The following is a 24,383-nucleotide window of genomic DNA, read 5'->3' on the forward strand; positions in this document are numbered from 1 at the left end:
TTGTTTTCACGGGGTCAACACCAGGTCCTGGAAATCGAAACTGAAGTCGGTCAGCGACGAAACCGCCTGCATGCGCACCTCGCGCACCTTGCCGTCCGGATCCAGGCTGAAGTTCACGAACGCATCGGCGTTGAGCGAGCGGTCGTCCCAGCGCACGATGAACGTATCGTGCTGCCAGTGCTCCATCGTGCCCACCAGCTGCGCTGTCCTGCCGAAACGCAGGCGCAGCTTGCCGGCGCGCTGCTCGACGAACACCTCGCCATACCACGGGTCACGGTAGGTGCCGGCGTAGCGGGCCAGCGGCAGCGACGGCGTGGATTTCGGATCGCGTGCCGCCTGGTGCGCCGCCCAGCCCTCGTCGGCCTTGTCCTGCGCCTTGGCCACCGCCGCGGCATACGCCGCCACCCAGTCGGTGGCCGGCGCCTTGAGATAGGCGTCCAGCACGTCCATGGTGACCGCGTTGAAGGCCGCGCCGACTTCCTGGTTGGTCAGCACCACGATGCCCAGCTTCTGCTCCGGCACCAACGTCACCCGCGACACCATGCCCGGCCAACCGCCGGTGTGCCACACCAGCTTCTGCCCCCGGTAGTCGCTCAGGCTCCAGCCCTCGCCGTAGCCGGCGAAGTTCGGGCGCGCGGCAGCCAGGGCCGGCACGCTCGGTTCGGGCACGACCTGCGGGGTGATCATCTGCCACATCGCCTGCTGGCTCTTCGGGCTGAACAGCGCGGTGCCGTTTTCCAGCTTGCCCTGCGCCAGCTGCACGTTCATCCAGCGCGCCATGTCGTGCACGCTGGAATACACCCCGCCCGCACCGGCGTTGTTGGACCAGGTCAGCGGCGCCACCGTGCGCAGGTCGGTGAAGTCGAACTTGGCATGCCCGGTGGCGGCCTTGTCGCCCGGCTTCAGGTGATCGGCATTGAAGCGGGTGCCGGCCATGCCCACCGGGGTGAAGATGTGCTGCTGCAGGAAGTCCGCATACGACTGCCCGGAAACCTGTTCGATCACCTGCTGTGCCACCGCATACAGGATGTTGTCGTAGGCGTAGCGGTCACGGAAGCCGGCTTTCAGCGGCACCTTGCCCAGCCGCTGCACCACCTCGGCGTTGCTGTAGGTGGTGGTCGGCCAGAACAGCAGGTCGCCCGCGCCCAGGCTGAGCCCGCTGCGGTGCGACAGCAGGTCGCGGATGCGCATTTCGCCGGTCACGTACGGATCGGACATGCGGAACGACGGCAGGTGGTCGATCACCCGGTCGTCCATCTTCAGCTTGCCCTGCTCGGCCAGCAGGTTCAGCGAGGTGGCCGTGAACGCCTTGGTGTTGGAGGCGATGGCGAACAGGGTGTCGGCCTCGACCGGTGCCGGCTTGCCCAGCTCGCGCACGCCATAGCCGCGCTCGAAGACGACCTGACCGTCCTTGACCACCGCCACCGCGATGCCGGGAATGTCGAACTGGCTGCGCACGCGTTCCACCGTGGCATCCAGCCGTTGCAGTTCGGCCGGCACGGCTGCCGACGCCAGGGGTGCGCACGCCAGCAGCACAAGGCCTCCGATCCAGGATGTGTTCAATCAGTGTCTCCGGTTGCATGTTGCAGGGGCGTCGAGGCCACCGACGGGCCGGTTACGCCAGGTTTCGCGCGATGGTAACGCGGCCGGCCGCAGGCTCGCCTGTGCCAGAAGCCGCCCACCCCGGAGCACCCGCATGACCCTCCCCACCGACACCGACACCGACACCGGCTCCACCATCATTCCCTGCCTGCGTTACCGCGACGCGCGTGCGGCCATCGCCTGGCTGGAGCGTGCGTTCGGGTTCACCGCGCAGGCCGTGTACGCCGAAGGCGACATCGTGTACCACGCCCAACTGGTCTACGGCCGCGGCATGATCATGCTCGGCTCGGTCGACAACGGCGGCGACTGGGGCAAGCTCATCGTGCAACCCGATGAAGTCGAGGGCCGCGAAACCCAGAGTGCCTGCGTCATCGTGACCGATCCCGATGCCCACTACGAGCGTGCGGTCGCCGCCGGGGCCGAGCTGGCGATCGATATCGCCGACCAGGACTACGGCGGCCGCGGCTATGCCTGCCGCGACCTCGAGGGCCACCTGTGGTGGTTCGGCAGCTACGACCCCTGGAAGGAGAGCGACGCTTGAAGCACGCTGTTCCCGGACCGATTCATACCGGCATCGGCGGTTGGGTGTTCCCGGCCTGGCGCGGTGGCACGTTCTACCCCGCCGGCCTGCCGCAGCGCGAGGAGCTGGCGCATGCCAGCCGCCAGCTCGGCTGCATCGAAATCAACAGCACCTTCTACCGCGCGCAGAAGCCGGCGGTGTACGCGCAGTGGCGCGAGCAGACCCCGCCCGGCTTCAAATTCTCCGCCAAGGCGCCACGCACGATCACCCAGACCCACGACCTGGCGGCGGCCGGCGCACGCGCCGACAACTTCATCAACGGCATCACCGCGCTGGAGGATCGCCTCGGCCCGCTGGTGTGGCAGTTTGGCGATACCCATCCGGCGGGTGCACAGGAGTTCGATCGGTTCCTCGATGCCCTGCCCGGCAGGGCCAATGGACAAGTGCTCCGGCACGCACTGGAAGTGCGCAATCCCGCGGCGTGGACGCCGGAGCTGGTGGCCGTGGCGCGCGCGCACGGCGCGGCCCTGGTGTTCAGCGGCTCGGCCGATTATCCCAGCTTTGCCGACCCCCACCGCGGATTTCATCTACGCCAGGCTGATGCAGTCGCGCGCCAACCTGCGTGCCGGCTACCCCGAGCGCACGCTGGAACAGTGGTGCCTGCGCGCGATGCGCTGGGCGCGTGGCGACGACAATCCCGACCTGCCGCACATCACGGCCGACGCCCCCGCCAGTGGGCCGCGCGAGGTGTTCATGCTGTTCATCGGCGCCGCCAAGCACCGCAACCCTGGCGCCGCGGTGGCGCTGCGGAAACAACTGCAGCAGGTCGGCGCATAGGGCCGGGCAAGGCCCCGCGCTATCGGGGCCTTGCCGATTGACGCACAATACGCGGATGCCGATGACCGACACCCGCAAAGCGCTGCTGCAAATCCACTTCTGCGTGCTGCTGTGGGGCATCACCGCCATCCTCGGCAAGCTCATCAGCCTGCCCGCGTTGCCGCTGGTGTGGTGGCGCATGCTGCTGGTGGTGGCCATGCTGGCCCTGCTGCCACGCGTCTGGCGCGGGTTGCGCCAGCTCTCCCCCGCCCTGTTCGCCGGCTACTGCGGCGTGGGCGCGCTGGTCGCCCTGCACTGGCTCACCTTCTACGGCGCGGTGAAGCTGGCCAATGCCTCGGTGGCGGCCACCTGCATCGCGCTGGCCCCGGTGTTCACCGCCGTCATCGAACCCTGGGTCGCCGAGCGCCCCTTCCAGCTGCGCGAACTGGCCTTCGGCATCGCCGTGCTGCCGGGCGTGGGCATGGTGGTCGGCGGCGTGCCTGACGGCATGCGCGTGGGTGTCCTAGTTGGTGCGATGTCCGCATTGCTGGTCGCCATCTTCGGCTCGCTCAACAAGCGCCTGGTCAGCCACGCCGACCCACTCACCGTCACTGCGGTGGAACTGGGCGCCGGCACCGTCACCCTGACCCTGCTCGCCCCGCTGCTGCCGTTCCTGCTGCCCGCACTGGCCAGCCCGCTGTGGGTGATACCCGACCTGCGCGACGGGATGTTGCTGCTGGCCCTGGCCGGCGTGTGCACCCTGCTGCCGTTCGCCCTGGCGCTGGTCGCGCTGCGCCACCTCAGCGCCTACACCGTGCAGCTGGTCACCAACCTGGAACCGGTCTACGCGATCCTGCTGGCCATGGTCCTGCTGAGTGAACAGCGTGAACTCACCCCGCTGTTCTATGCCGGCGTGGCGATCATCGTCGGCGCGGTCTTCCTGCACCCGCTGTTGAACCGGCGCAAGAAAGTGCAGCATCCCGAGATCCTGGGCACCGCCGAAGCGCGCAACATCGCCGAGTGAAGAACCGGAACCCGCGCGGCGGGTGGAGCCGACGGGTACCGATCCGTTTTCCCGATCCGTTTTCCCGATCCGTTCACCGATCCATTTCACCGATCCGTCAACCGATCCGTTTTTTACGGGCCAACGCTTCCGGCGTCAGCGTTCGGGCCAGTACCATGCCGGCGCGTCCAGCACCCCCTGGCCCACCAGCGTCGTACGGCTCATCTGCTTTTCCAGCGCGATCGACGTGCACGGCTCTGCCTCGCGCAGCGCCGCGATCAACCGGCTGGCATGCGACACCACCCACACCTGGCTGCGCGCCGCCGCCCCGATGATCAACCGCCCCAGCGCCGGCAGCAGGTCCGGATGCAGGCTGGTTTCCGGCTCGTTGAGCACCATCAACGGCGGCGGGCGCGGCGTATGCAGCGCCGCGATCAGCAACAGATAGCGCAACGTCCCGTCGGACAACTCCGCCGCGCCCAACGGCCGCAGCAGACCGGGCTGATGGAACTTCAGGCTCAGGTGATCCTCACTCGGCTCGATGTAGACCCGCGCCCCGGGGAACGCATCGTCCAGCGCCGCCGCCAGCGCATCGGAATCGCCGATCTCCACGATCGTCCGCCACGCCGCCGCCAGGTCATGCCCATCGTGGCTCAGCACCGGCGTACGCGTGGCCAGGCTCGCCTGTCGCGCCGGCGCGTCCCGGTCACTGCGGAAATGATCATAGAAGCGCCAGCTGCGCAGCGTCTCGCGCAGCCGCAGCACCTCCGGCATCCGCTGCGGATCGGCAACCTGCGTAAACAGGCTTTCGTGCACCGACAGGTTCGATTCCAGCAGCTCCCAGCTGCGCCCACTGCGCCGCCGCACCATCGCCCCGCGCCGCTCCACCAGCACATTGCTGCTGCGCAGGAACGGCCCGGCCCAGATGCTCTCGCACTTGATCTGTGGGTCCAGGTTGAACATCGAATGCGAATCGGCCACCGGGTAGCCCAGATCGATCGCATACCCGAAATCATCCGCCGCAAAACCCAGCCGCAGCGCCACCGATGCCTGCCGCGGCCCGCCCTGCACCGGCACCTCGCCCGCCAGCATCCGCCGGTCCAACCGCTCCGGACCGGCCCACAGCGCCGACTGGAACCCGCCCTCCCGCGCCAGCGACGGCGTCACTCCTCCCCGCGCCGTATCGGCCAGCAGCCGCAGCGCGCGGTACAGGCTGGACTTGCCACTGCCGTTGTCACCGGTGACCAGGTTCAATGCCCCCATCGGCACGACCAGGTCGTGCAGGGAACGGTAGTTGGAAATGGCGAGGGTCTGCAGCACGGACGGACTCCGCAGGGAAACGGGATTGCAGGATGGCAGCGCCAGGTCGCAGATATTGCGATTGATGGCGCGATTGACCCATTCAATCGTCATGCTTTTTGCCGGCACACCGGCCAAGCGTCAAAGGCTGGCGGGGGCGGGTTTGCGGGACTGTAGAAAACATGGATGTTTTCTACAAGCCTCCATGGAAGGATTCACGGCGTGTCCCGCAAACCCGCACCCGCCAGCCAAACCAGGCACGCCCGCAGACCAAGGCTCTAAAACTCAGGGCGCCAACTCAACCCGATTCCGCCCATTACCCTTCGCCCGGTACAAGGCCGCATCCGCCCGCTCCAGCGTCTGCTCCACCGTGTCACCTGAACGATGCGCCGCGACCCCGATACTGACCGTCACCGGAAACCCCAGCGGCAGGTCGGAAACCGCCATCCGCAGGAAATCGCACTGCAGCTCCGCCGTGCGCAGGTCCGTATCCGGCATCAGCACCACGAACTCTTCCCCGCCATAGCGCGCCGCCAGCCCGCGGCCGGAGAACTGCGCCCGCAGCAGCACCCCCAATTCCGCCAGCACCCGGTCGCCGGTCGCGTGCCCGTTGAAATCGTTGATCTGCTTGAAATGATCGATGTCCACCAGCGCCACCGCCGTCTGCCGTGGCTGCCCGTCCGCATCCAACACCGACGCATCCAGTGCCACCGCCATCGCCCGCCGGTTCGGCAGCCCGGTCAGCACATCCGTCCGGCTCTGCTCGGCCAGGTCCGCGTTCTGCGCCAGCAGCACATCGTGGTACTCGCCCAGCAACCGCTCGTAATCGTCGCGCTCCACCATGTGCGTCTGGATGTCCAGCGCAAACCGGCGCAGCTCCATCACCAGCATCACCTGCCGCGACAGCGCCGCCAGCGCCTCGGTCTGCTGCGCATCCAACCGTTGCGGTTGCGGATCGAACACGCACAGCGTGCCCAGCGGCAACCCCTCCGTACTCACCAGCGGCGCCCCCGCGTAGAAGCGCACCTTCGGGTCACCGGTCACGATGGGATTGTCATGGAAGCGCACATCGCGTTGCGCATCCTCGACCACCATCACCCGTTCCGGCTGCAGGATCGCATGGCCACACATCGACTCCGAGCGTGGCAGCTCCTGGGCCTCCGTCCCCTGGATGGATTTGAACCATTGGCGTTCGGCGTCGATCAGCGTGACCGCCGCCATGGAGGCGCCACACACCGCCTTGGCGATGGTCACCAGATCCTCGAAGGACTTTTCCTTCTCCGAATCCAGGATGCGATAGCGATAGAGTGCCGCCAGGCGAACCGCCTCGTTGACGGGCTTCTCGGGCTTGATCATGCAGCGGGTCGAATCCGGGAGCTGGCCACAGTCTAGCCCGATCACCCGAGGCAAAGGTTACCCGCCGGTGCAGGACCTACCAGTCCTGCTGCTGCGGCAGCAGCCCCTTCAATTCCGCATCGGTCAGGTTGCGCCACTGGCCCGGCTTGAGCGCCCCGATCTTGACGTTGTCGATGCGCACCCGGCGCAGCTGGGTCACCCGGTAATCGAACGCCGCCGCCATCAACCGGATCTGCCGGTTCAGGCCCTGCTGCAGCACGATCCGGAAGCCGAACTTGGCGATGCGCGAGGCCCGGCACGGCAGCGTCGTTTCATTGTGGATGCGCACCCCGCGCGCCATGCCGCGCAGGAACTCGTCGGTCACCGGCTTGTTCACCGCCACCAGGTATTCCTTCTGGTGGTTGTTCTCCGCGCGCAGGATCTGGTTGACGATGTTGCCGTTGCTGGTCATCAGGATCAGGCCTTCCGAATCCTTGTCCAGCCGGCCGACCGGGAAGATGCGCTGCTCATGGCCGACGAAATCGACGATGTTGCCCTTCACCGCACTTTCGGTGGTGCAGGTGATGCCCACCGGCTTGTTCAGCGCGATGTACACATGACGGCGGCCACCGGCCTTTTTTGCCTCGCGCGCGCGCAGCGGCTGGCCGTCGACCAGCACCACGTCGCCCTCGCCGACCACCGCACCGGTACCGGCCGGGTGGCCGTTCACGGTGACGCGGCGCTCGCCGATGATGCGGTCGGCTTCACGCCGGGAACAGAAGCCGGTTTCGGCAATGAACTTGTTGAGTCGGGTTGTCATCACGCCATTATCCGGCAAAACCCCGTCCGGCGCGGCATCAGGCGACCAGCGGATCATCCGCCGGCAGCGCCTGTTCACCGTCGCAGACCTGGTTGCGCCCCGCGCGCTTGGCCCGGTACATCGCATGGTCGGCGCGCCGCAGCAGCCCCGCCAGGTCATCACGGCCCGGGCGCAGCACCGCCAGCCCGATGCTCACCGTCACCGCCAGGCCGGAAATGCCCAGCGGCGCGGTCACCGTCGGAATCTGCCGGCGCACGCTTTCCAGCCGCGCCAGTGCCGCGCCGTGGCTGGCGCCCGGCAGCAGCACCAGGAATTCCTCGCCGCCCATGCGGATCACGTCGTCCTGCACCCGCACCGCCCCGCGCAGGCCGCGCGCCACGGCCACCAGCACCTGGTCGCCGACCTCGTGGCCGAAGCGGTCGTTGATGTCCTTGAACAGATCGATGTCCAGGAAGCCGATCGCCAGCGGCTGCTGCTCCGCGCCCGCCCGTTCCAGGTGGCGGGCCAGCAGGTGCAGGCCGTGGCGGCGGTTGGGCAGGCCGGTCAACGCATCGGTGTCGGCCAGCTGGCGCATCTCGTCGCGCTGCTGGCGCAGCCGGCCCAGGCGCAGGTTGAGCGCATAGGCGGCCATCATCAGGAACCAGGTCGCCGACAGCTGCAGCGCCTCGATCCGGTACGCGGTCAGCCAGTGTGCGTGCAGCGCGTCGGCGGTGATCAGGATCCACCACGGTGCCAGCGCGAACAGCCCCGCCGCCGCATAGCCATCGCGCTGCACCAGCGCCCACAGGCCCACCCCGAGGCAGACCACGCAGCCCAGCACGAACACTGCTTCCAGCGCAGCCGCCATCCAGGCCAGCCCGGCCGTGCCCATCCATGGCACGCACAACCCGGCCAGCACCAGCCCCCACAGCACTGCGCGCTGGCCGCTGCCTGAGCCCGGCCACAACCGGGCGCCGCCATTGAGCCGCCACAGGATCGGCAGCAGCAGCGCCAGCGCGAACGTGCTCAGCGCCACCAGCCACCACGACGCGCGGTCGTGCACCGGCAACCACGGCTCGGGGTACCCGCTGAGGCCACCCAGCACCGCCTGCCACAGCACGAACACCGCGCAGATCGCCACGTAGTAAAGGAAGGTGCGGTCGCGGGCGGTCACAAACCCCATCAGCGCCGACAGCGCCAAAGCGATTGCCACCGCGATGCAGGCCGCGCGCACCAGCAGGCGGGCGGTATCGTTCTGCTGCACCGGGCTGGGCGCCCCCAGCCGGACGGTGGGAATCCAGCGCGGCTTCAGCGGGGCGGCCCATGACACGATGATCGGCTCGCGCTCGCCGGCCTTGGGCACCACCACCATGCCGACCCCGGCGCGGAAGCGCGAATCCCGGGTGCGGGCGTCGTGCATGCTGCCGCAGATCTGGCGGTCGCCGTGACTGATCCGCACCTCCCCGGTCAGCACCCCGAATACATCCACCGCCTGTGGCGCACCGGACCAGCCGCCTGCAGGCGCCGGAATCGAAAGGATGTCCTGGTGATGGGCCAGCACCTCCGGTGAGCAGGGGCGCTGCGGGGCCTGCTGGTCGGTGGCGGCGCCCAGCAGCAGCACATCACGGCCGACCTGGGCCGTGCCGGCCAACGCCGTGGCCGACAGCAGCAGCCACACCAGGCCGGTCAGCCACCTGATGGCCCCGCTCATCCCCTGCATCCCGCCGTCGCTGCGCCTCACACCATCACCCTGTCGCCCTGCACCGCCATGCACACCGCATGGCGTCCCCGTGGCGATTATCGCAAGAAGGCGCGCCGGTGCACGTCACAGTTCAGGAAAGGCGGCTGGACGGCACCGGGGTTTCCCGCCACAGCGAGGGCTGGGTGAGCTTTTCCAGCGGCATCGGCCGTTCGATGGCATACCCCTGCAGCCCTTCCACCCCGAGCGCCCGCAGCTGCGCGGCGATCTCTTCGGACTCCACCCACTCGGCGGTCACGCTCATGTGCAGCTCGCGGCCGATTTCGGTGATGGCGCGCACCGTGGCACGGCTGACCGGATCGATATCCATGTCGCGCACGAACACCCCATCGATTTTGAGCATGTCCGCCGGCAGCTGGCGCAGGTAGCCGAACGAGGACAGCCCGGCACCGAAGTCGTCCAGTGCCACCCGGCAGCCCCGCGCCTTGACCCCTTCGACGAAGCTGCGCGCCTGGTCCAGGTTGCTGATCGCCGCGGTCTCGGTGATCTCGAAACACAGCTTGCGCGCCAGCCCGCGGTTGCGCTCGAGCAGGTCGCAGACGAAGGCCAGGAACGTCGGCTCGGCGATCGATTGGGCCGATACGTTCACGTTGCACAGGCCCAGCCGCTGCACATGCGCCGGGCACAGCTGCAGGTGGCGGAACAGCAGCCCCAGCACGTGCCGGTCCAGCGCCATGCCCATGCCATAGCGCTCCACCGCCGGCATGAAATCGCCCGGGCCCTGCAGCTGGCCGTCGGTACCGCGCATGCGCACAAGCACTTCGTAATGCAGGAAGCCCGGGTCGCCCACCTGCTCGATGCGCTGGGCGTACAGCAGCATGCGGTTTTCGGCGATCGCGCTGGACACATGCGCCAGCCGGTCTGCTTCCAGCAGCCGCTCTTCCAGCGCCATCCGGTTCTCGTTGAAACAATGCACGCGGTTGCGCCCGGCCTGCTTGGCCGCATAGCAGGCGCTGTCGGCCGCGCTCATCAGCCAGTTCACGTCCGCCACCTCCGCGGTGATTTCGACCACCCCGATGCTGCAGCTGACCCGCGGCAGCCCGTCGTCGCGCTGGAATCCGGCCTGGCCCAGGTTGCGTGCGATCCGCTGCAACACCTGCTTGGCTTCTTCCTGGCGGGCGTCGGCCAGGAACATCGCGAACTCGTCACCGCCCATGCGGCCCACCCAGTCCCCTTCGCGCACCGCACCTTCCAGGTAGTCGGCAAAGCCGCGCAGCAACTGGTCACCGGCCGCGTGGCCAAGGCCATCGTTGACCAGCTTGAAATAATCCAGGTCCAGGTAGCACAGGCTGTGGGTCCCGCCATGGCTGCGCACGTCCAGCAGCGCCAGTTCCAGCAGGCGTTCGATCTCGCGGCGGTTGACCAGCCCGGTCAGCGGATCGTGGCTGGCGTGGTGCTCGACCTCGCGGGCCAGCGCGTGGTTCTGCGAGACGTCTTCAATGATCGCAAACACCGAGACCTCACGGCCGGGGCTGCGCACCAGGGTGCCGCTCCAACGCCCCCACAGCAGGCCGCCGTCGGCATGCCGGAAGCGCAGTTCGCCCGGGCGCAGCTGGCGCGGCCAGTCGATGTCGCCGGCCTCGTCGAGCACCAGCTCGCCATCCACCAGCAGTTCCGGCAGCTCCATGCCCAGCAGCGCGTCGCGGCGATAGCCGAGGATATCGGCCATGGCCTGGTTGGCTTCGACAATGCCCCCGGCGTGGTCCAGCTTGAGCATGCCCACCGTGGCCTGGTAGAACGCGGCACGGAAGCGGCTTTCGGTGTCGATCAGGTCATGGCGCACGCGTCGTGACAGCAGTACGGCAACCAGGGTGATCAGCAGGACTGACAGGCCACCGACAGCCAGCGTGACCATGCGCACGATGGAAGCCGTATTGAGCAGCGCCAGCGAGAAGGCGCGGGCCTGCGCCTGCAGGCTGCGGTCCAGCGCCTGCAGCTGGACCAGCAATGCTTCGCGCATGGCGGGCTCCACGCGGCCGTCGGCATGCATCGCTTCGGCGCTGTCCATCATCGCCTGCAGCTGCGCCAGGCCATGGTCGGTCTGCTGCCACAGGTGCACCGCATCGCGGAAGTAACCGAGATGCCCCAGGTAGCGGAACGACAGGATCAGCCGGTTGATGTCGCCCGGCTGGTTGCCGCCCTGCAGGAAGCCGCGCCGCGCCCGCGCGATATCCACGTCGTCCTGTTCCAGCGCGCGGCGTGCGTCCAGGTCACCCAGCGGCACCTGCAGCGCCGCGCGCGCTTCGGCCAGTGCGGCCGGATTGCCCGAGGTGAGGTATCGCTCCAGCGCAAAGGAGGCATGCTGCTGGCTGCGCGACCAATGGCTCTGCCCCACGATCCAGGCGGTGGAGGCGCCCTGCAGTTCCTGGATCAGCGCCGACAACCCCACCAGCCCGACCGCCATGCCGGTAAGCAGCACGAACCGCAGGGTCAAACCCCGCGTCACATACGGCACGGCGGTACTGCCCACATCCCTGCTGCCTCCCAGCATCGCAGATCCCTCCGGCGCCCATGGGTGCTTGGCATAGTCCCCTGTAATTGCAGGCTAGGTCCAGCCTTGTTGAAACGGCGCGAAGTTTCGCCGTCACATCGGTCAGGTAGCTGAAACGACAACGCCAGCCCGAAGGCTGGCGTTGTTGGCTGCGGCGATGTGGAGCGATCAGCCGTTGCGCGGACCGCGCGGCTTGAAACCGTCACGACGCGGCGGACGGTCGTTGCCGCCCGGACCACCCGGGCCACGGTGACCACCCGGACCGCCCGGCTTGCCGCCGCGGCCGAACTTCGGCTTGAACGGCGGGCGTGCCGAACCCGAGCCTGCGGTGTCTTCACCCGGCTCGACCTTGCGCATCTGGAGCTGCTGGCCCGACACCCATACCTTCTTCAGGTGGCTGAGCAGGTCGGCCGGCATTTCCGCCGGAAGATCCAGGATCGAGAAGTCGTCACGGATGTCGATGCGGCCGATGAAGCGGCTTTCCAGCCCGGCTTCATTGGCGATCGCGCCGACGATGTTGCCCGGCTTGACCCCGTGCACATGGCCCACTTCGATACGGAAGGTTTCCATGCCGGGTTCCGGCTCGCCACGCGGGGCGATTTCACGGCGAGGGGCACGCTCGAAGCCACCGTCGTTGCCGCCGAAATCGCCTTCCGGACGCGGCGGACGCGGGCCGCGGTCGTCTTCACGGCGCGGGCCACGCTCGAAGCGCGGTTCGAAACGCGCCGGGCGCTCGCCACGGTCGTTGCGGTCGGCACGCGGGTGCGGCGCACGCTCTTCACGGGCACCACGCACCGGCGGGGTCAGCAGGAACGGCGAATCGCCCTGCAGCAGTTTGGCCAGCGCGGCGGCGATCTCGATCGCCGGCACGTTCTTCTCGCCTTCCAGCTTCTGCAGCAGGTCGCGGTAGAACTCGGTGCCGCCGGCATCGAGCGCATCGCTGATGCGGCTCATGAACTTGTTGATGCGGGTGTCGTTGACCGCGTCCACGCTCGGCAGCTGCATCTCTTCGATCGGCTGGCGGGTGGCGCGCTCGATCGCACGCAGCATGCCCTTTTCGCGCGGGGTGGCGAACAGGATCGCATCGCCGGTGCGGCCGGCACGGCCGGTACGGCCGATGCGGTGCACGTAGCTTTCGGTGTCATACGGGATGTCGTAGTTCAGCACGTGGCTGATGCGCTCCACGTCCAGGCCGCGCGCGGCCACGTCGGTGGCCACCAGGATGTCCAGCTTGCCTTCTTTCAGCATGCCGATGGTGCGCTCACGCTGCGCCTGCTGCATGTCGCCGTTGATGGCGGCAGCGGCCAGGCCACGGGCCTGCAGCTTTTCCGCCAGTTCTTCGGTGGCCGCCTTGGTGCGCGAGAAGATGATCATCGCGTCGAACGGTTCCACTTCCAGGATGCGGGTCAGCGCGTCCAGCTTGTGCATGCCGCTCACCCACCAGTAACGCTGGCGGATGTTGGCCGACGTGGTGGTCTTGCTGACGATGGTGACTTCGGCCGGGTTCTTCAGGTAGGTCTGCGCGATGCGGCGGATCTGCGACGGCATGGTGGCCGAGAACAGCGCCACCTGGCGGGTTTCCGGCAGCTTCTTCAGCACGGCTTCGACGTCGTCGATGAAGCCCATGCGCAGCATTTCATCGGCTTCGTCCAGCACCAGGGTCTTCAGCTCGGACAGGTCCAGGGTGCCGCGATCGAGGTGATCGATCACGCGGCCCGGGGTGCCCACGATGACGTGCACGCCACGGCGCAGGGCCTGCAGCTGCTGGCCGTACGGCTGCCCGCCGTAAACCGGCAGCACGCGGAAACCGGGGATGCCCGAGGAGTAGGTCTGGAACGCCTCGGCGACCTGGATGGCCAGTTCGCGGGTGGGCGCCAGCACCAGCACCTGCGGCTTGGTCTGGTTGAAATCCAGGTTGGACAGGACCGGCAGCGCGAAGGCGGCGGTCTTGCCGGTGCCGGTCTGGGCCTGGCCCAGCACGTCGCGGCCTTCCAGCATCGCCGGGATGGTGGCGGCCTGGATCGGCGACGGGGTTTCATAGCCGACGGCGGCAACGGCCTTCATCACAGCGTCGGACAGGCCGAGGTCTGCGAACAGCAGCGGCGTGGGGGATTCTTGGGACATGGGGAACTCCGAAGCCACTACCGTTTTACGTGGCAGTGGCATAAAAAAGGGGATGGTCCGCGCTTTGGGCGCCCTTTCTTATCGCGTGCCCTGGCGCTGCTCGGTCGGAGGAGAATTCACTCGCTCAGGGCGCGATGATACCGCATGAATCCTGAACCACGCGTACAGATTTCAGCACGGAAGCGGTAAACGCCGCGTGCTGGCGCACAATATGCGCCCGATTTCGGCGCGGCCCCGCTCCGCGCCCCTTCACAGGATACCCCGCTCCATGCAGACCCTCGAATTTGAACTGGACAGCGAGTACGTGGAACTGAAGCAGCTGCTCAAGCTGGCCGACCTGGTGACCAGCGGCGGCGAAGCCAAGACCGTGATCGGCGACGGCCAGGTGCTCGTTGACGGCGAAGTGGAGCTGCGCAAGGCCTGCAAGATCCGCGGCGGCCAGCAGGTCCAGTTCGGCGACACCGTGATCAACGTCATCGCCGACAGCGACGCCCCCTGATCCCGTGTGACGACCCGCGGTCGTCACCTACCGGTGTGGACCAACGGTGGTCACCTGCCGGTGAGGTGCGCGGCAATCAGCTGCCGGAACGGCGCCACCCCGTGGGCCAGCCGCAGCCCCGCCCGACGCAGCACCCGCGCCGGCAGGCGGTCATCGGTATACAGCGTGGCGATCGCATTGGTCGCCTCGTACAGCGGCCGTGAGGCCAGCCGGTGCCCCCGCTCGTAGGCGGCCAGACCGGCCGGAGCGGCGATGTCGGTACCCCGCCCGGCCGCCCGGCGCAGGATCGCGGCCAACCGGTCCTGGCTCTGCAGGCCCAGGTTGAAACCGTGCGCCGTGACCGGGTGCATGCCCACCGCGGCATCGCCGATCAGCGCGCAGCGCGCGCCCACGAACGCAGTGGCGTAGACCCCCACCAGCGGGTATGCATGGGGCCGCGCCACCGGCGTCATCGCGCCCAGGCGGTGTTCGAAACACGCACTGATGCTGCGTCCGAAGGTCGCCGCCTCCTGCGCCAGCAGCCGTTCGATTTCACGCGGTGGCAGGGTGATCACCGCCGAGGCCTGGTCGCCGTTGAGCGGCAGCAGCGCCATGGTGCGGCCATAGCCGAACCACTCCCACGCAGTGTGCTGGTGCGGCACCTCGACCTGCATCCGGCAGACCAGCATCGATCTGCCGAAATCGCGCATGCGCGCGCCGATGCCCAGCATGCGCCGGGTGGACGAGAACCGGCTGTCGGCCGCCACCACCAGCCGCGCCTGCAGCCGGCGCCCATCGGCAAGGGTCACCTCGCTGTGGCGCGCACCGGGCACGATGCCGCGCACGCTGCACTGGTCGAGGATCTCCAGGTCGGCTTGGCCCTGCAAGCTGTCCCATGCCGCGCGGCGGATCAGGTGATTGGGCACCAGCCAGCCCAGGTCGCTGCCGTGCGCGTCGCGCGCGGCGAAGGTCAACGCGAACGGTGAACCCCCATCCATGACCTTGGCGTCGCGCAACGGCGAAATTTCAGCGGGATCCAGTCGCTGCCACAGGCCCAGCTGCTCCAGGATGTGCCGCGAGGCATGGGTGAGCGCGATCTCGCGCCCGTCGAAGGCGGCCTCGGCCAGCGCCGCGCGCGGCTGCTGCTCCACCACCGCCACCCGCAGGCCGCTGCCGGCCAGCGCGCGGGCGAAACACAGCCCCGCTGGCCCAGCGCCCACCACCAGCACATCCACTGCCTGCACTCCGCGATCGTCCTGCATGATCCGTTTCCGTTGCGTGTCCACGACCGAGCTTACCGCTCGTGGGCAGGCACCCTCTTGATCTGGATCAGCCGCGTCGGCGCCGGTTCACGCCAGCCCGTGCAGCAGGCGCCACAGCAACAGCACGATGCCCAGCATCGAGACCACCCAGACCAGGCTGCGCACGTAGGGAATGCCGGCGGCATACAGCGGCACGTAGACCAGCCGCGCCCAGAAATACAGCTGCACCGCCAGCGCGGTGGTGCTGTCCTGGCGCTGGGTGAGCACTACCGCCAGCACGGCGGCGGCGAAGAACGGGAAGGTTTCCAGGAAGTTGGCCTGCGCCCGCTGCAGGCGTGCAGCCAGCGGTCCCGGTGGCGGCGCGACGCCATCGCGGGCCGAGGCATTCCAGGCCAAGCCGCGTTCGCGGGTGACCGCGCCTGCGGCGATCATCACCTGCACCAGGCCCAGCACGATGGCCCAACCCAGCATCTGGATCTCGATACCCATGCATTTCTCCTGCGGTCAGGGCGCGGCAGCGCGGACGCTGTAGCCGGCCAGGCGCCAGACCTTGTCTTCATCGAAACGGAACGACACCAGCTCGCGGACCGGCTGGGCGTTGTTGGCGAACTTCGTGGGGAAACTGACGTTGATATAGAGGCCCTCGGGCACGGTCGCGCCGGCCTTGTACTTGACCCGGGTCACCACGGGCTGCCCGCGCGAGAGCAGTGCGCCGAGGCGCTTGCGGTCGCCGTCGAGCTGGGCCACGAAGGCCTGTTCGGTGACGGACTTGCGGGCCACCTCGGAAGCACCCTTCCAGGCCTCGGCAGCGCGACCGGTGTCAACCAGGGTCGCCACCTTCAAGCCGGCCGCAGCCATTTCCTGGTCCTGCTTCTGCACCTGCGCCTGCTGCTGCGGGGTCAAGGCCGGGCGTGCCGGTGCGGCCGGGGCGACCGGTGCGGGGCGTGCGGGCGCCGGGGCCGGGGTGGCCGGCGGCGGGGTCTGGGCCGGGGCAACGGCGGGAAGCAGGAGCGACAGCAGCAGCGGAACGCGCATCGGGACACCGTAGGCAGCAGTGGACTGCATTGCAGTCTACGGGAATGCCGTGAGCAGGCCGTCAGTTGCGTTCGGCTGCCTCGGCGGGGGGCTGGTCGGCGTCGCTGGCGGTGCGTTCGGCCACCGCATCACGCGGCTTCCCGCCGTTGGGCAACAGCGTGGACACATCGATTTCCGACAACGGGCTCTCGTCCGGGCAGGTCACATCCGGGAAGCCGAAGCGCTGCTTGAGCGTCTGCCCGCAGCGGGTAATCACGTCCAGCTCGCTGCCTTCGCGCTTGCACTCCTGGTCGAAGGCGACCAGGAATGCATCCTTGCGGCGCACGAAATCGTCGCCGCACTTGCGCATCTGCTTGATCCGCTCCAGGTCGTCCTGCACCGCATTGGTGCCGTCCAGGCCGAACTGGCGCAGCTCCTCGCTGCTGAGCAGGCGCAGGCTGCGGTTGGGGACGGTCATCATCAGGTCGGCCACGCCGACGGCCACGCCGTTGCGCTGCAGGTAATCCTTGACGTTGTCGTAGACCTCGTGGAGTTCCAGGTTGAGCTCGGCACGCGAGGTCGCCTTGGAACTGATCCGCATCATGCGGTGGATGCCGACCTTGCCCGACACCAGCCGGTTGTCACCGGCCGCCAGCACGAACACGCAGGCGCTGTGGCAGACCGAGCCTTCGCGCACCCAGATGGTCCAGTTGGATTCGCCGATGCGGTCACCGGCCACGATCGCCGCTTCGACCTGGCCACCGCTGGAATCCAGGTCCAGGATGCGCCGCGAGACGCGCTGGGCGTCGGCCACCAGTGCGATCCGCGCCACCAGTTCGGCGAACCCGGGATTGATCTTGCCCGCGTAGCGCACGCGCAGCAGGCCACGTTCCACGCACGGGGCGATGGCCGCTTCCAGGCTCGCCCGGTCCAGCGCCTCCAACGCGGCGCCGTCGCCGCCGTCGTTGGCGTACTCGGTGTCGCAGCTGAGCCAGGCCTTGCCGTTGTCCAGCGCTACCGTCGGCCAGCCCTGCTCGCCCTTGCGGGGCGGCGGCGGTGGCGCCGGCGGTGCATCGGCGGCGTTGAATGACACCATGTGGTCGCCGTCGGCGGTCTGCGCCCGCATCGCCTTGTCGGCGGCGGTGACGTTGCCGGGGTTCTCCAGCTGGCTGCAGGCGGCCAGCCCCAGGCACAACAGCAACAACCCGCACGACTTGAGCAGCATGGACACCCGGCTTCCAGACAAAGGGCGTGCCGAAAACGGCACATGAAGGCACAGTCTAGTGCGCCCGGCCGGCATCGCGGGAACCTGCCCTGAACCGCACCGGGCGTGCCCGGCATTGCTGTCCGAAAACGGCGAGCCGGGCCCCGGCCGGGCGCATAGACTGGGCTCCATGGACACCGCCCTGCCCCTGGACTACGCCGCCTGCGAAAGCGCCCGCCTGGCCCGCGATGCGCGCTTCGACGGCGTGTTCTTCACTGCCGTGCGCAGCACCGGCATCTACTGCCGTCCGGTCTGCCCGGCGCCGGCACCGAAGCCGGTCAATGTCGACTACTACCCCACGGCGGCCGCTGCCGCGGCGGCCGGCTTCCGCCCCTGCCTGCGCTGCCGGCCGGAACTGGCCCCGGAGGCGCAGGACGCACTGAGCAACGAAACCCTGCAGCGCGCTCTGGCGCTGATCCACGATGGCTTCCTGCAGGATGCGGCGGTGGGCGACCTGGCCGCCCGGCTCGGCCTGAGCGCGCGCCAGCTGCAGCGGCTGTTCGTGGCGCGGCTGGGCGCGGCCCCGGCGCAGATCCACGCTACCCGCCGGCTGCTGCTGGCCAAGCAGCTGCTGACCGAAACCGCGTTGCCGGTCACCGACGTGGCCATGGCCGCCGGCTACAACAGCCTGCGCCGATTCAACGCCGCGTTCGTGGAAGGCTGCGGCATGCCGCCCACCGCGATCCGGCGCCAGCGCGGCGTGCTGGCCGACGGCGCGCTGACCCTGCGCCTGGGCTACCGGCCGCCGCTCGATTTTGCCGCGATGCTGGGCTTCCTGCGCCGCCGCTGCATCCCCGGCATCGAGCAGATCGACGACACCAGCTATCAGCGCGTGATCGGCCCGGCCGAACGCCCCTCGGTGATCCGGGTCACCGCCGACCCGCTCCGGCCCGAGCTGCTGCTGCAGCTGGGCCAGGTCGACCCGCGCGCGATCCCCGGCATCGTGCGCCGGGTGCGGCGCATCTTCGACCTGGACGCGGACCTGCGCATCGTGCACGCCACGCTCGGCCAGGATCCGCTGCTTGCGCGCGGTATCGCCGCCCGTCCCGGGCTGCGCGTACCCGGCGGTTGGGATGGCTTCGAAGTGGCGGTGCGCGCCGTGCTGGGCCAGCAGGTCAGCGTGGCGGCGGCCATCACCCTGGCGCGGCGCGTGGTAGACCGCTTCGGCACCCCGCTGGACGGCATGCCCGAGGGCCTGGACCGCCAGTTCCCCACGCCGCAGCAGCTGGCCGACGCGCCGCTGGAAGGCATCGGCCTGCCGCGCACCCGAGCGGCCACCGTGCGCGCGGTGGCCGCCGCCGTCGCCGACGGCAGGCTGGATTTCCATGCCGGCCAGCGCCTGGACACCTTCATCGAACGCTGCGTGGCGCTGCCCGGGATCGGGCCGTGGACCGCGCACTACATCGCGCTGCGCGCCTTGGCCCTGCCCGATGCCTTCCCCGCCGGCGACCTGGTGCTGCAGCAGGTGCTGGGCGGCGGTACCCGCCTGACCGAGCGTGCCACCGAGGCCCGTTCGCAGGCCTGGCGGCCCTGGCGTGCGTACGCCGTGCTGCACCTGTGGCATCTGGCCACGTCCGCTTCGGAGTAACCGCATGAACCTGCTCTACGACACCTTCGACAGCCCCATCGGCGCCCTGACCGTCGCCGGCGACAGCCAGGGCATCCACCACATCCTGTTCGAAAACAACCGCTACGACGCCAAGGGCCGCGCGCAGTGGCAGCGCGATGCGCATGCGCTGCGCGAAGCGCGCACCCAGCTGCTGCAGTATCTGCGCGGCGAACGCAGCGGCTTCGAACTGCCCCTGGCCCCGCATGGCACCGGGTTCCAGCTGCGCGTGTGGAAGGCGCTGGCCGACATTCCGTTCGGCGAAACCTGGAGCTACGTGCAGTTGGCACGCCACATCGGCCAGCCCACGGCCAGCCGCGCGGTGGGCGCAGCCAACGGACGCAACCCACTGCCCATCGTGCTGCCCTGTCACCGCGTGATCGGCAGCAGCGGCGCACTTACCGGTTTCGGTGGCGGCCTGGAAACCAAGGCCGCATTGCTCGAACTCGAATCGCGAACGCAGCCGCTGTTCGCCTGACCGTGCCATCGGTTGTCTTCGCCGCGTCACTGCGGCGGACTATCATGGGCGGATGATTTCCGTCCGCCTTTCGCTGGCGCTTGCCGCCGCCCTCGCGCTGACCAGCTGTGCCAGCGCTCCGCCCACGCCCACGCCGCCAACGGCGGCTGCCGCCGGCGCCGCTGCGCTTGCGGCCACTACGCCGAAACTGCTGCTGGTCTCGATCGACGGCCTGCGTGCGGACATGCTCGACCGTGGCATCACGCCGAACCTGTCGCGCATCGCGCACGACGGCGTACGCGCCCGCTGGATGACGCCGTCGTACCCGTCGCTCACCTTCCCCAACCACTACACGCTGGTCACCGGGCTGCGCCCGAACCACCACGGCATCATCCACAACAGCATGCAGGAAGAGGCGCTGGGTCGGTTCCAGGTCAACCTGCCGGAGGCGGTGACCGATTCGCGCTGGTGGGGTGGCGAGCCGATCTGGGTCGGCGCGGAGAAGGCTGGCCTGCGCAGCGCCACCTGGTCGTGGCCAGGCAGCGAGGCGGCCATCCAGGGCGTGCGGCCGAGCCAGTGGCGGGTCTACAGCCCCGATGTGCCCCTCGCCGACCGCGTCGATGACGTGTTGCGATGGGTCGGCGATGACGGCCCGGATGCGCCGCGGCTGGTCACCCTGTACATGGAGCAGGTCGACAAGGCCGGCCACCATTACGGTCCGGATTCCCCCGAGTACGCCGCCGCCATCGTCCAGGTGGACACGGCCATCGGTCGCCTGCTCGACGGCCTTACGGCACGCGGCCTGGATGGCAGCACCAACCTGATCGTGGTCTCGGACCACGGCATGGCGCAGGTACCCGATGGCCAGACCATCGCGGTGGAAGACATGGTCGACCCCACCATCGCCAGCAACGTGTCGACGGGCCAGTCGATCGGCTTCGCCCCGCTGCCTGGAAAACAACCGGCGGCCGAGGCGATCCTGCTGGGCGCGCACGCGAACTACGACTGCTGGACGCGGCAGACGCTGCCGGCGCGCTGGGAGTACGGCTCCAATCCGCGCATCCCGCCGATCATCTGCCAGATGCACGAAGGCTGGAACGCGCTGACCCGCGAGCGCCTGGCCGAGCGCAAACCCGGCGACCGCGGCTCGCACGGTTACGACAACGCCCTGCCCTCGATGCGCGCGATCTTCATCGCCCGCGGTCCGTCGTTCAAACAGGGCGCCACCCTGCCCGGCTTCGACAACGTAGACCTCTATCCGTTGATGACGCGTCTGCTGGGCATTCCGGCCGCCCCGAACGATGGCAATCCCGAGACACTGGTTCCTGCGTTGAAGTGATTGCTCGAAACAAAAAAAACGCGGCGCAAGCGCCGCGTTTTTTCGTCGGACCTGGCTGAGCGATCAGCTGGCCTTGGCAACAGCTTTCTTGGCCACTGCCTTCTTTGCCGGGGCCTTGGCCACGGTCTTCTTGGCGACCGGCGCAGCTGCGCCCACGGCCACCTTGCTCACCGCGTGCGAACGCGAATTGCCGTAGCTGGCGTTGTAGCGCTTGCCCTTGGCGGTCTTGCGGTCACCCTTACCCATGTCGTCAACTCCTTAGTCTGAAATCTGATTACCCCGTGCTGACACGGGTTCGGCGGGCCCGTCCTTGCAGACGCCCCCGCGCACGATCGGAAAGCCTACCACAGCACCTCAGTGCGCACAGCTCGCATCATGGACGTGCCCGTGGTTCAGGCGCAGGTTGACCAGGTGTGCAACACCCACCAGCACCCCGCCCAGCGTCATCACCACCGCATGCGGCACCGCCGAATGGTGCAGCGGCCCGTACAGCAGCCCCGCCCACAGCGCGGTCAGGCCCGGCACCAGGAACCCCAGCGCGCGCAGCGCCCCATGGCGGCGATAGCCCCACACCAGGCTGAACAGCCCCAGCAGGGTCACGAAGCTGACCAACGCCAGTTCCACTCCGTCGCCCAGCCACACCGACAACCCCAATGACGGCGCCGCCGCCAGCAGAACAGGCAGCACGGCGCAGTGCACCGCACACAGCAGCGAGCCGGTGGCACCAAAGCGATCCAACAGATGACGGAGGCGGGGGAACAGGGGCATGACTTCCAGCAGGGTCGGCGAAGCGTTATGGAATAATATAACATCAATCCCGACGCGCACTCCCTCCCCCTGCCTTACCCGGTTCCACCCTCCCGATTTGACGGGATTGGCGCGCCCCACCATTGATACATTGTAACAATTCGACCGACGGACCCCTTGCCCATGCGCTCTTCCCGCTCCCTCACGCCGCACGCCCTGTCCCTGGCGCTTGCCGCCGCGCTGCTCCCCACCCTGGCCTTCGCCGCCGACGATACCGCCGAGCGTGACCACCACCTGACCGAACTGTCCGCAGTGAAGGTCACCGCCAGCCCGCTGCAGGGCGATGCCGAATCGCTGGCGCGCCCCGTGGACGTGCTCGCCGGCGAGCGCCTGGACGAACAGAAGGCCGGCACCCTCGGCGACACCGTGGCCAAGCTGCCCGGCGTGCAGAGCACCTTCTTCGGCCCCGGCGTCGGCCGGCCGATCATCCGTGGCCAGGAAGGCCCGCGCGTGGCCGTGCTCTCCAACGGAATGGGCAACATGGATGCCTCCACCGTCAGCGCCGACCACGCCACCAGCATCGAACCATTCCTGGCCGACCAGATCGAAGTGCTCAAGGGCCCGGCCACCCTGCTGTTCGGCAGTGGCGCCATTGGCGGCGCAGTCAACGTGGTGGATGGCCGCATCGCCCGCGACCTGCCCGACCGCCCGCTCAGCGGCCGCGCCGAAGTACGCGGCAACTCGGTCAACGACGAACGCAGCGGCATGTTCCGGCTCGATGGCGTGAACGGCAACTGGGTGCTGCATGTCGATGGCCTGGTCCGCAACGGCGATGACTACCGCATTCCCGGCTACGCGGTGATCGACGGCCTGGAAGACCACAGCGGCCACGACCACGAAGAGGGCGACACCGACGAACCGCGCCGCGGCACCCTGGACAACAGCTCCATCCGCACCCGTGCTGGCGGCGTCGGCGCCACCTGGCTCGGCGAAGGCGGCTATTTCGGCGCCTCGGCCAGCACCTACCGCACCAACTACGGCATTCCCAACGGCGCCCACGTGCATGCCGACGACGACCATGATCATGACCACGACCATGGCGACGAGGAAGAAGAAGGCGACGAGCACGACGTGCGCATCGACATGGTGCAGAACCGCTTCGAAGCCAAGGGCGGCATCTACAACCCCGTGTCGTTCCTGAAGAACATCAACCTGCGCACCGCCTACACCGACTACGAACACGTCGAGCTGGAAGCTGGCACGCCGTCCACCCGCTTCACCAACCGCGGCGTCGAAGCCCGCCTGGAAGCCGTGCAGCAGCAGATCGGCGGCTGGGACGGCGCGTTCGGGCTGCAGTTCGGCAACAGCGATTTCGGCGCCAAGGGCGAAGAAGCCTTCGTGCCCGATACCGGCACCCGCAACGTGGGTCTGTTCGTGCTGCAGGAAAAGCAGTTCGGCCCGTTCAAGCTGGAACTGGGTGGCCGCCACGACCAGGTCAAGCTGGACCCGACCGGCGACTACCGCGCGCGCACCTTCGATGCCACCAACCTCTCGGCGGCCGGCATCTGGAAGCTCAACGACGCCGTCGACCTGCGCTTTGGCGTGGACGGATCCGAGCGCGCGCCGACCAATGAAGAGCTGTACGCCGCCGGCGCGCACATCGCCACCCGTTCGCTGGAAATCGGCGATGCCAACCTGAAGACCGAACGCGGCCAGCGCGTGGAGCTCGGCATCCACACCCACAGCGACCGCCTCGATTTCTCCGCGTCGATCTACCAGACGAAGTTCAAGGACTTCATCTACCTGGCCGACACCGGCGTGGTCGAAAGCCTGCCGGTGCGCCTGTGGACCCAGCAGGATGCCACCTTCAAGGGCGCCGAGGCCGAAGCCCTGGTGCACCTGTTCGAAGGCAACAGCGGCGACTGGGACCTGCGCGTGTTCGGTGACTACGTCAAGGCCGAACTGGATGGCAGCGGCAGCCGCAGTGTCGACATCGCCGTGCCGCACGGTGACCACGACCACAACTACACCGTGGACCTGGCCAACAGCGGCTACCTGCCGCGCATCTCGCCGGCACGGGTCGGCGCCGACCTGCGCTGGTCGCGTGATGGCTGGCGCGCCTCGGTGGGTGCGGTGCGTTACAGCAGCCAGAAGGACACCGCGCAGAACGAAGCCGAGAGCGCGGGCTACACCCTGGTGGACGCGCACTTCGCCTATCGCTGGGACCGCTCGGACAGCAACAGCTACGAGGTGTTCCTGGACGGCAACAACCTGACCAACCGCGAGGCGCGTGCACACACCTCGCTGCTGCGCGATTACTCGCCGCTGCCCGGCCGTGGCGTGGCGTTCGGCATCCGCGCGTACTTCTGATCCCCGCTGGGGTCACTGTTTGACTTTCGGGGGCCTCTGGGCCCCCGTTTTTTTGGCGGCGCGCTGACTTCACGCCTCGTTGACCAAGCAGAGCGGCC

General features: G+C 68.5%; 20 protein-coding genes and 1 pseudogene. 8 read left to right on the forward strand and 13 right to left on the reverse strand.

The annotated features are described in order from the left end of the window. Nucleotides 1–6: 6 nt before the first annotated feature. Nucleotides 7–1,563 (reverse strand): serine hydrolase, encoded by a 1,557-nt coding sequence (locus QE395_RS12335; RefSeq protein WP_068850409.1) that lies wholly within the window; start codon nt 1,561–1,563, stop codon nt 7–9. A 133-nt stretch (nt 1,564–1,696) separates the two neighbouring features. Between QE395_RS12335 and QE395_RS12340 the strand changes: the two genes are divergently transcribed. From QE395_RS12340 to QE395_RS12350, 3 genes and pseudogenes are all read left to right on the forward strand, one after another. Further along, nucleotides 1,697–2,143, forward strand: a complete 447-nt coding sequence (locus QE395_RS12340; protein ID WP_306989308.1) for a VOC family protein — start codon at nt 1,697–1,699, stop codon at nt 2,141–2,143. After that, nucleotides 2,122–2,959 (forward strand): annotated as a pseudogene (locus tag QE395_RS12345) (DUF72 domain-containing protein). The gene QE395_RS12340 and the pseudogene QE395_RS12345 overlap by 22 nt, the downstream one beginning before the upstream one ends. A 55-nt stretch (nt 2,960–3,014) precedes the next feature. Further along, entirely contained in the window at nt 3,015–3,962 is a 948-nt protein-coding gene (locus QE395_RS12350) for a DMT family transporter (RefSeq protein WP_306989311.1), read from the forward strand. Nucleotides 3,963–4,097: 135 nt separating this feature from the next. On the opposite strand, the gene QE395_RS12355 is transcribed toward QE395_RS12350, so the two are convergent. The 6 genes from QE395_RS12355 to QE395_RS12380 form a co-directional block, all read right to left on the reverse strand. After that, nucleotides 4,098–5,261, reverse strand: coding sequence for an AAA family ATPase (locus QE395_RS12355; protein WP_306989313.1), 1,164 nt, complete (start codon nt 5,259–5,261; stop codon nt 4,098–4,100). Nucleotides 5,262–5,525: 264 nt separating this feature from the next. Further along, on the reverse strand, nt 5,526–6,596 hold the full coding sequence (locus tag QE395_RS12360) for a sensor domain-containing diguanylate cyclase (protein WP_093533150.1): 1,071 nt from the start codon (nt 6,594–6,596) through the stop codon (nt 5,526–5,528). A gap of 76 nt (nt 6,597–6,672) precedes the next feature. Then, on the reverse strand, nt 6,673–7,395 hold the full coding sequence (locus QE395_RS12365; RefSeq protein WP_093533149.1) for a pseudouridine synthase: 723 nt from the start codon (nt 7,393–7,395) through the stop codon (nt 6,673–6,675). A 37-nt stretch (nt 7,396–7,432) separates the two neighbouring features. Further along, nucleotides 7,433–9,085 carry a diguanylate cyclase gene (locus QE395_RS12370; protein ID WP_306989315.1) on the reverse strand — a complete coding sequence of 551 codons (1,653 nt, stop codon included), beginning with the start codon at nt 9,083–9,085 and terminating at the stop codon, nt 7,433–7,435. Between the two features lie 121 nt (nt 9,086–9,206). Beyond that, nucleotides 9,207–11,624 (reverse strand): EAL domain-containing protein, encoded by a 2,418-nt coding sequence (locus tag QE395_RS12375; RefSeq protein ID WP_306989317.1) that lies wholly within the window; start codon nt 11,622–11,624, stop codon nt 9,207–9,209. Between the two features lie 168 nt (nt 11,625–11,792). Next, nucleotides 11,793–13,748 carry a DEAD/DEAH box helicase gene (locus tag QE395_RS12380; RefSeq protein WP_306989319.1) on the reverse strand — a complete coding sequence of 652 codons (1,956 nt, stop codon included), beginning with the start codon at nt 13,746–13,748 and terminating at the stop codon, nt 11,793–11,795. Between the two features lie 268 nt (nt 13,749–14,016). On the opposite strand from QE395_RS12380, the gene QE395_RS12385 reads away from it, so the two are divergent. Further along, nucleotides 14,017–14,247 (forward strand): RNA-binding S4 domain-containing protein, encoded by a 231-nt coding sequence (locus tag QE395_RS12385; protein WP_068850383.1) that lies wholly within the window; start codon nt 14,017–14,019, stop codon nt 14,245–14,247. A gap of 50 nt (nt 14,248–14,297) precedes the next feature. Here QE395_RS12385 and ubiM read toward each other — a convergent pair whose 3' ends face one another. The 4 genes from ubiM to QE395_RS12405 all read right to left on the reverse strand — a co-directional run bounded on the left by ubiM (nt 14,298) and on the right by QE395_RS12405 (nt 17,724). Then, entirely contained in the window at nt 14,298–15,470 is a 1,173-nt protein-coding gene (gene ubiM, locus QE395_RS12390; RefSeq protein ID WP_306990489.1) for a 5-demethoxyubiquinol-8 5-hydroxylase UbiM, read from the reverse strand. A gap of 105 nt (nt 15,471–15,575) precedes the next feature. Continuing rightward, nucleotides 15,576–15,977 (reverse strand): MAPEG family protein, encoded by a 402-nt coding sequence (locus QE395_RS12395; protein ID WP_093533144.1) that lies wholly within the window; start codon nt 15,975–15,977, stop codon nt 15,576–15,578. 15 nt (nt 15,978–15,992) lie between these two features. Then, on the reverse strand, nt 15,993–16,523 hold the full coding sequence (locus QE395_RS12400) for a DUF4019 domain-containing protein (RefSeq protein ID WP_306990491.1): 531 nt from the start codon (nt 16,521–16,523) through the stop codon (nt 15,993–15,995). Nucleotides 16,524–16,584: 61 nt separating this feature from the next. Continuing rightward, nucleotides 16,585–17,724 (reverse strand): hypothetical protein, encoded by a 1,140-nt coding sequence (locus tag QE395_RS12405; RefSeq protein ID WP_306990494.1) that lies wholly within the window; start codon nt 17,722–17,724, stop codon nt 16,585–16,587. Nucleotides 17,725–17,896: 172 nt separating this feature from the next. Here QE395_RS12405 and QE395_RS12410 point away from each other — a divergent pair, with 172 nt between their 5' ends. Genes QE395_RS12410 through QE395_RS12420 form a run of 3 tightly spaced genes read left to right on the forward strand, consistent with a single transcriptional unit; the run spans nt 17,897 to nt 21,168 of the window. After that, nucleotides 17,897–19,354, forward strand: coding sequence for a DNA-3-methyladenine glycosylase 2 (locus QE395_RS12410; protein ID WP_306989322.1), 1,458 nt, complete (start codon nt 17,897–17,899; stop codon nt 19,352–19,354). Nucleotides 19,355–19,358: 4 nt separating this feature from the next. Further along, nucleotides 19,359–19,850 carry a methylated-DNA--[protein]-cysteine S-methyltransferase gene (locus QE395_RS12415; RefSeq protein ID WP_093533142.1) on the forward strand — a complete coding sequence of 164 codons (492 nt, stop codon included), beginning with the start codon at nt 19,359–19,361 and terminating at the stop codon, nt 19,848–19,850. Between the two features lie 52 nt (nt 19,851–19,902). Then, nucleotides 19,903–21,168, forward strand: a complete 1,266-nt coding sequence (locus QE395_RS12420) for an ectonucleotide pyrophosphatase/phosphodiesterase (protein WP_095363355.1) — start codon at nt 19,903–19,905, stop codon at nt 21,166–21,168. A gap of 63 nt (nt 21,169–21,231) precedes the next feature. On the opposite strand, the gene QE395_RS12425 is transcribed toward QE395_RS12420, so the two are convergent. Both QE395_RS12425 and QE395_RS12430 read right to left on the reverse strand, forming a co-directional pair. Further along, nucleotides 21,232–21,414, reverse strand: a complete 183-nt coding sequence (locus QE395_RS12425; RefSeq protein WP_145478188.1) for a 30S ribosomal protein THX — start codon at nt 21,412–21,414, stop codon at nt 21,232–21,234. 108 nt (nt 21,415–21,522) lie between these two features. Then, nucleotides 21,523–21,936 carry a MerC domain-containing protein gene (locus QE395_RS12430; RefSeq protein WP_093533140.1) on the reverse strand — a complete coding sequence of 138 codons (414 nt, stop codon included), beginning with the start codon at nt 21,934–21,936 and terminating at the stop codon, nt 21,523–21,525. Nucleotides 21,937–22,092: 156 nt separating this feature from the next. Between QE395_RS12430 and QE395_RS12435 the strand changes: the two genes are divergently transcribed. Beyond that, on the forward strand, nt 22,093–24,285 hold the full coding sequence (locus QE395_RS12435) for a TonB-dependent receptor (protein ID WP_306989327.1): 2,193 nt from the start codon (nt 22,093–22,095) through the stop codon (nt 24,283–24,285). Nucleotides 24,286–24,383 lie beyond the last annotated feature (98 nt).

The sequence above is a fragment of the Stenotrophomonas sp. SORGH_AS_0282 genome, assembly GCF_030818125.1.
Classification (GTDB): Bacteria; Pseudomonadota; Gammaproteobacteria; order Xanthomonadales; family Xanthomonadaceae; genus Stenotrophomonas; species Stenotrophomonas rhizophila_A.

What these genes read in the sequence shown, in the direction of transcription:
- QE395_RS12340 (WP_306989308.1), top strand. Translation starts at nt 1,697, where the DNA reads ATGACCCTCCCCACCGACACCGACACCGACACCGGCTCCACCATCATT.
- QE395_RS12350 (WP_306989311.1), top strand. Translation starts at nt 3,015, where the DNA reads ATGCCGATGACCGACACCCGCAAAGCGCTGCTGCAAATCCACTTCTGC.
- QE395_RS12360 (WP_093533150.1), bottom strand. Translation starts at nt 6,596, where the DNA reads ATGATCAAGCCCGAGAAGCCCGTCAACGAGGCGGTTCGCCTGGCGGCA.
- QE395_RS12365 (WP_093533149.1), bottom strand. Translation starts at nt 7,395, where the DNA reads ATGACAACCCGACTCAACAAGTTCATTGCCGAAACCGGCTTCTGTTCC.
- QE395_RS12370 (WP_306989315.1), bottom strand. Translation starts at nt 9,085, where the DNA reads ATGAGCGGGGCCATCAGGTGGCTGACCGGCCTGGTGTGGCTGCTGCTG.
- QE395_RS12375 (WP_306989317.1), bottom strand. Translation starts at nt 11,624, where the DNA reads ATGCTGGGAGGCAGCAGGGATGTGGGCAGTACCGCCGTGCCGTATGTG.
- QE395_RS12380 (WP_306989319.1), bottom strand. Translation starts at nt 13,748, where the DNA reads ATGTCCCAAGAATCCCCCACGCCGCTGCTGTTCGCAGACCTCGGCCTG.
- QE395_RS12385 (WP_068850383.1), top strand. Translation starts at nt 14,017, where the DNA reads ATGCAGACCCTCGAATTTGAACTGGACAGCGAGTACGTGGAACTGAAG.
- QE395_RS12395 (WP_093533144.1), bottom strand. Translation starts at nt 15,977, where the DNA reads ATGGGTATCGAGATCCAGATGCTGGGTTGGGCCATCGTGCTGGGCCTG.
- QE395_RS12400 (WP_306990491.1), bottom strand. Translation starts at nt 16,523, where the DNA reads ATGCGCGTTCCGCTGCTGCTGTCGCTCCTGCTTCCCGCCGTTGCCCCG.
- QE395_RS12410 (WP_306989322.1), top strand. Translation starts at nt 17,897, where the DNA reads ATGGACACCGCCCTGCCCCTGGACTACGCCGCCTGCGAAAGCGCCCGC.
- QE395_RS12415 (WP_093533142.1), top strand. Translation starts at nt 19,359, where the DNA reads ATGAACCTGCTCTACGACACCTTCGACAGCCCCATCGGCGCCCTGACC.
- QE395_RS12420 (WP_095363355.1), top strand. Translation starts at nt 19,903, where the DNA reads ATGATTTCCGTCCGCCTTTCGCTGGCGCTTGCCGCCGCCCTCGCGCTG.
- QE395_RS12425 (WP_145478188.1), bottom strand. Translation starts at nt 21,414, where the DNA reads ATGGGTAAGGGTGACCGCAAGACCGCCAAGGGCAAGCGCTACAACGCC.
- QE395_RS12430 (WP_093533140.1), bottom strand. Translation starts at nt 21,936, where the DNA reads ATGCCCCTGTTCCCCCGCCTCCGTCATCTGTTGGATCGCTTTGGTGCC.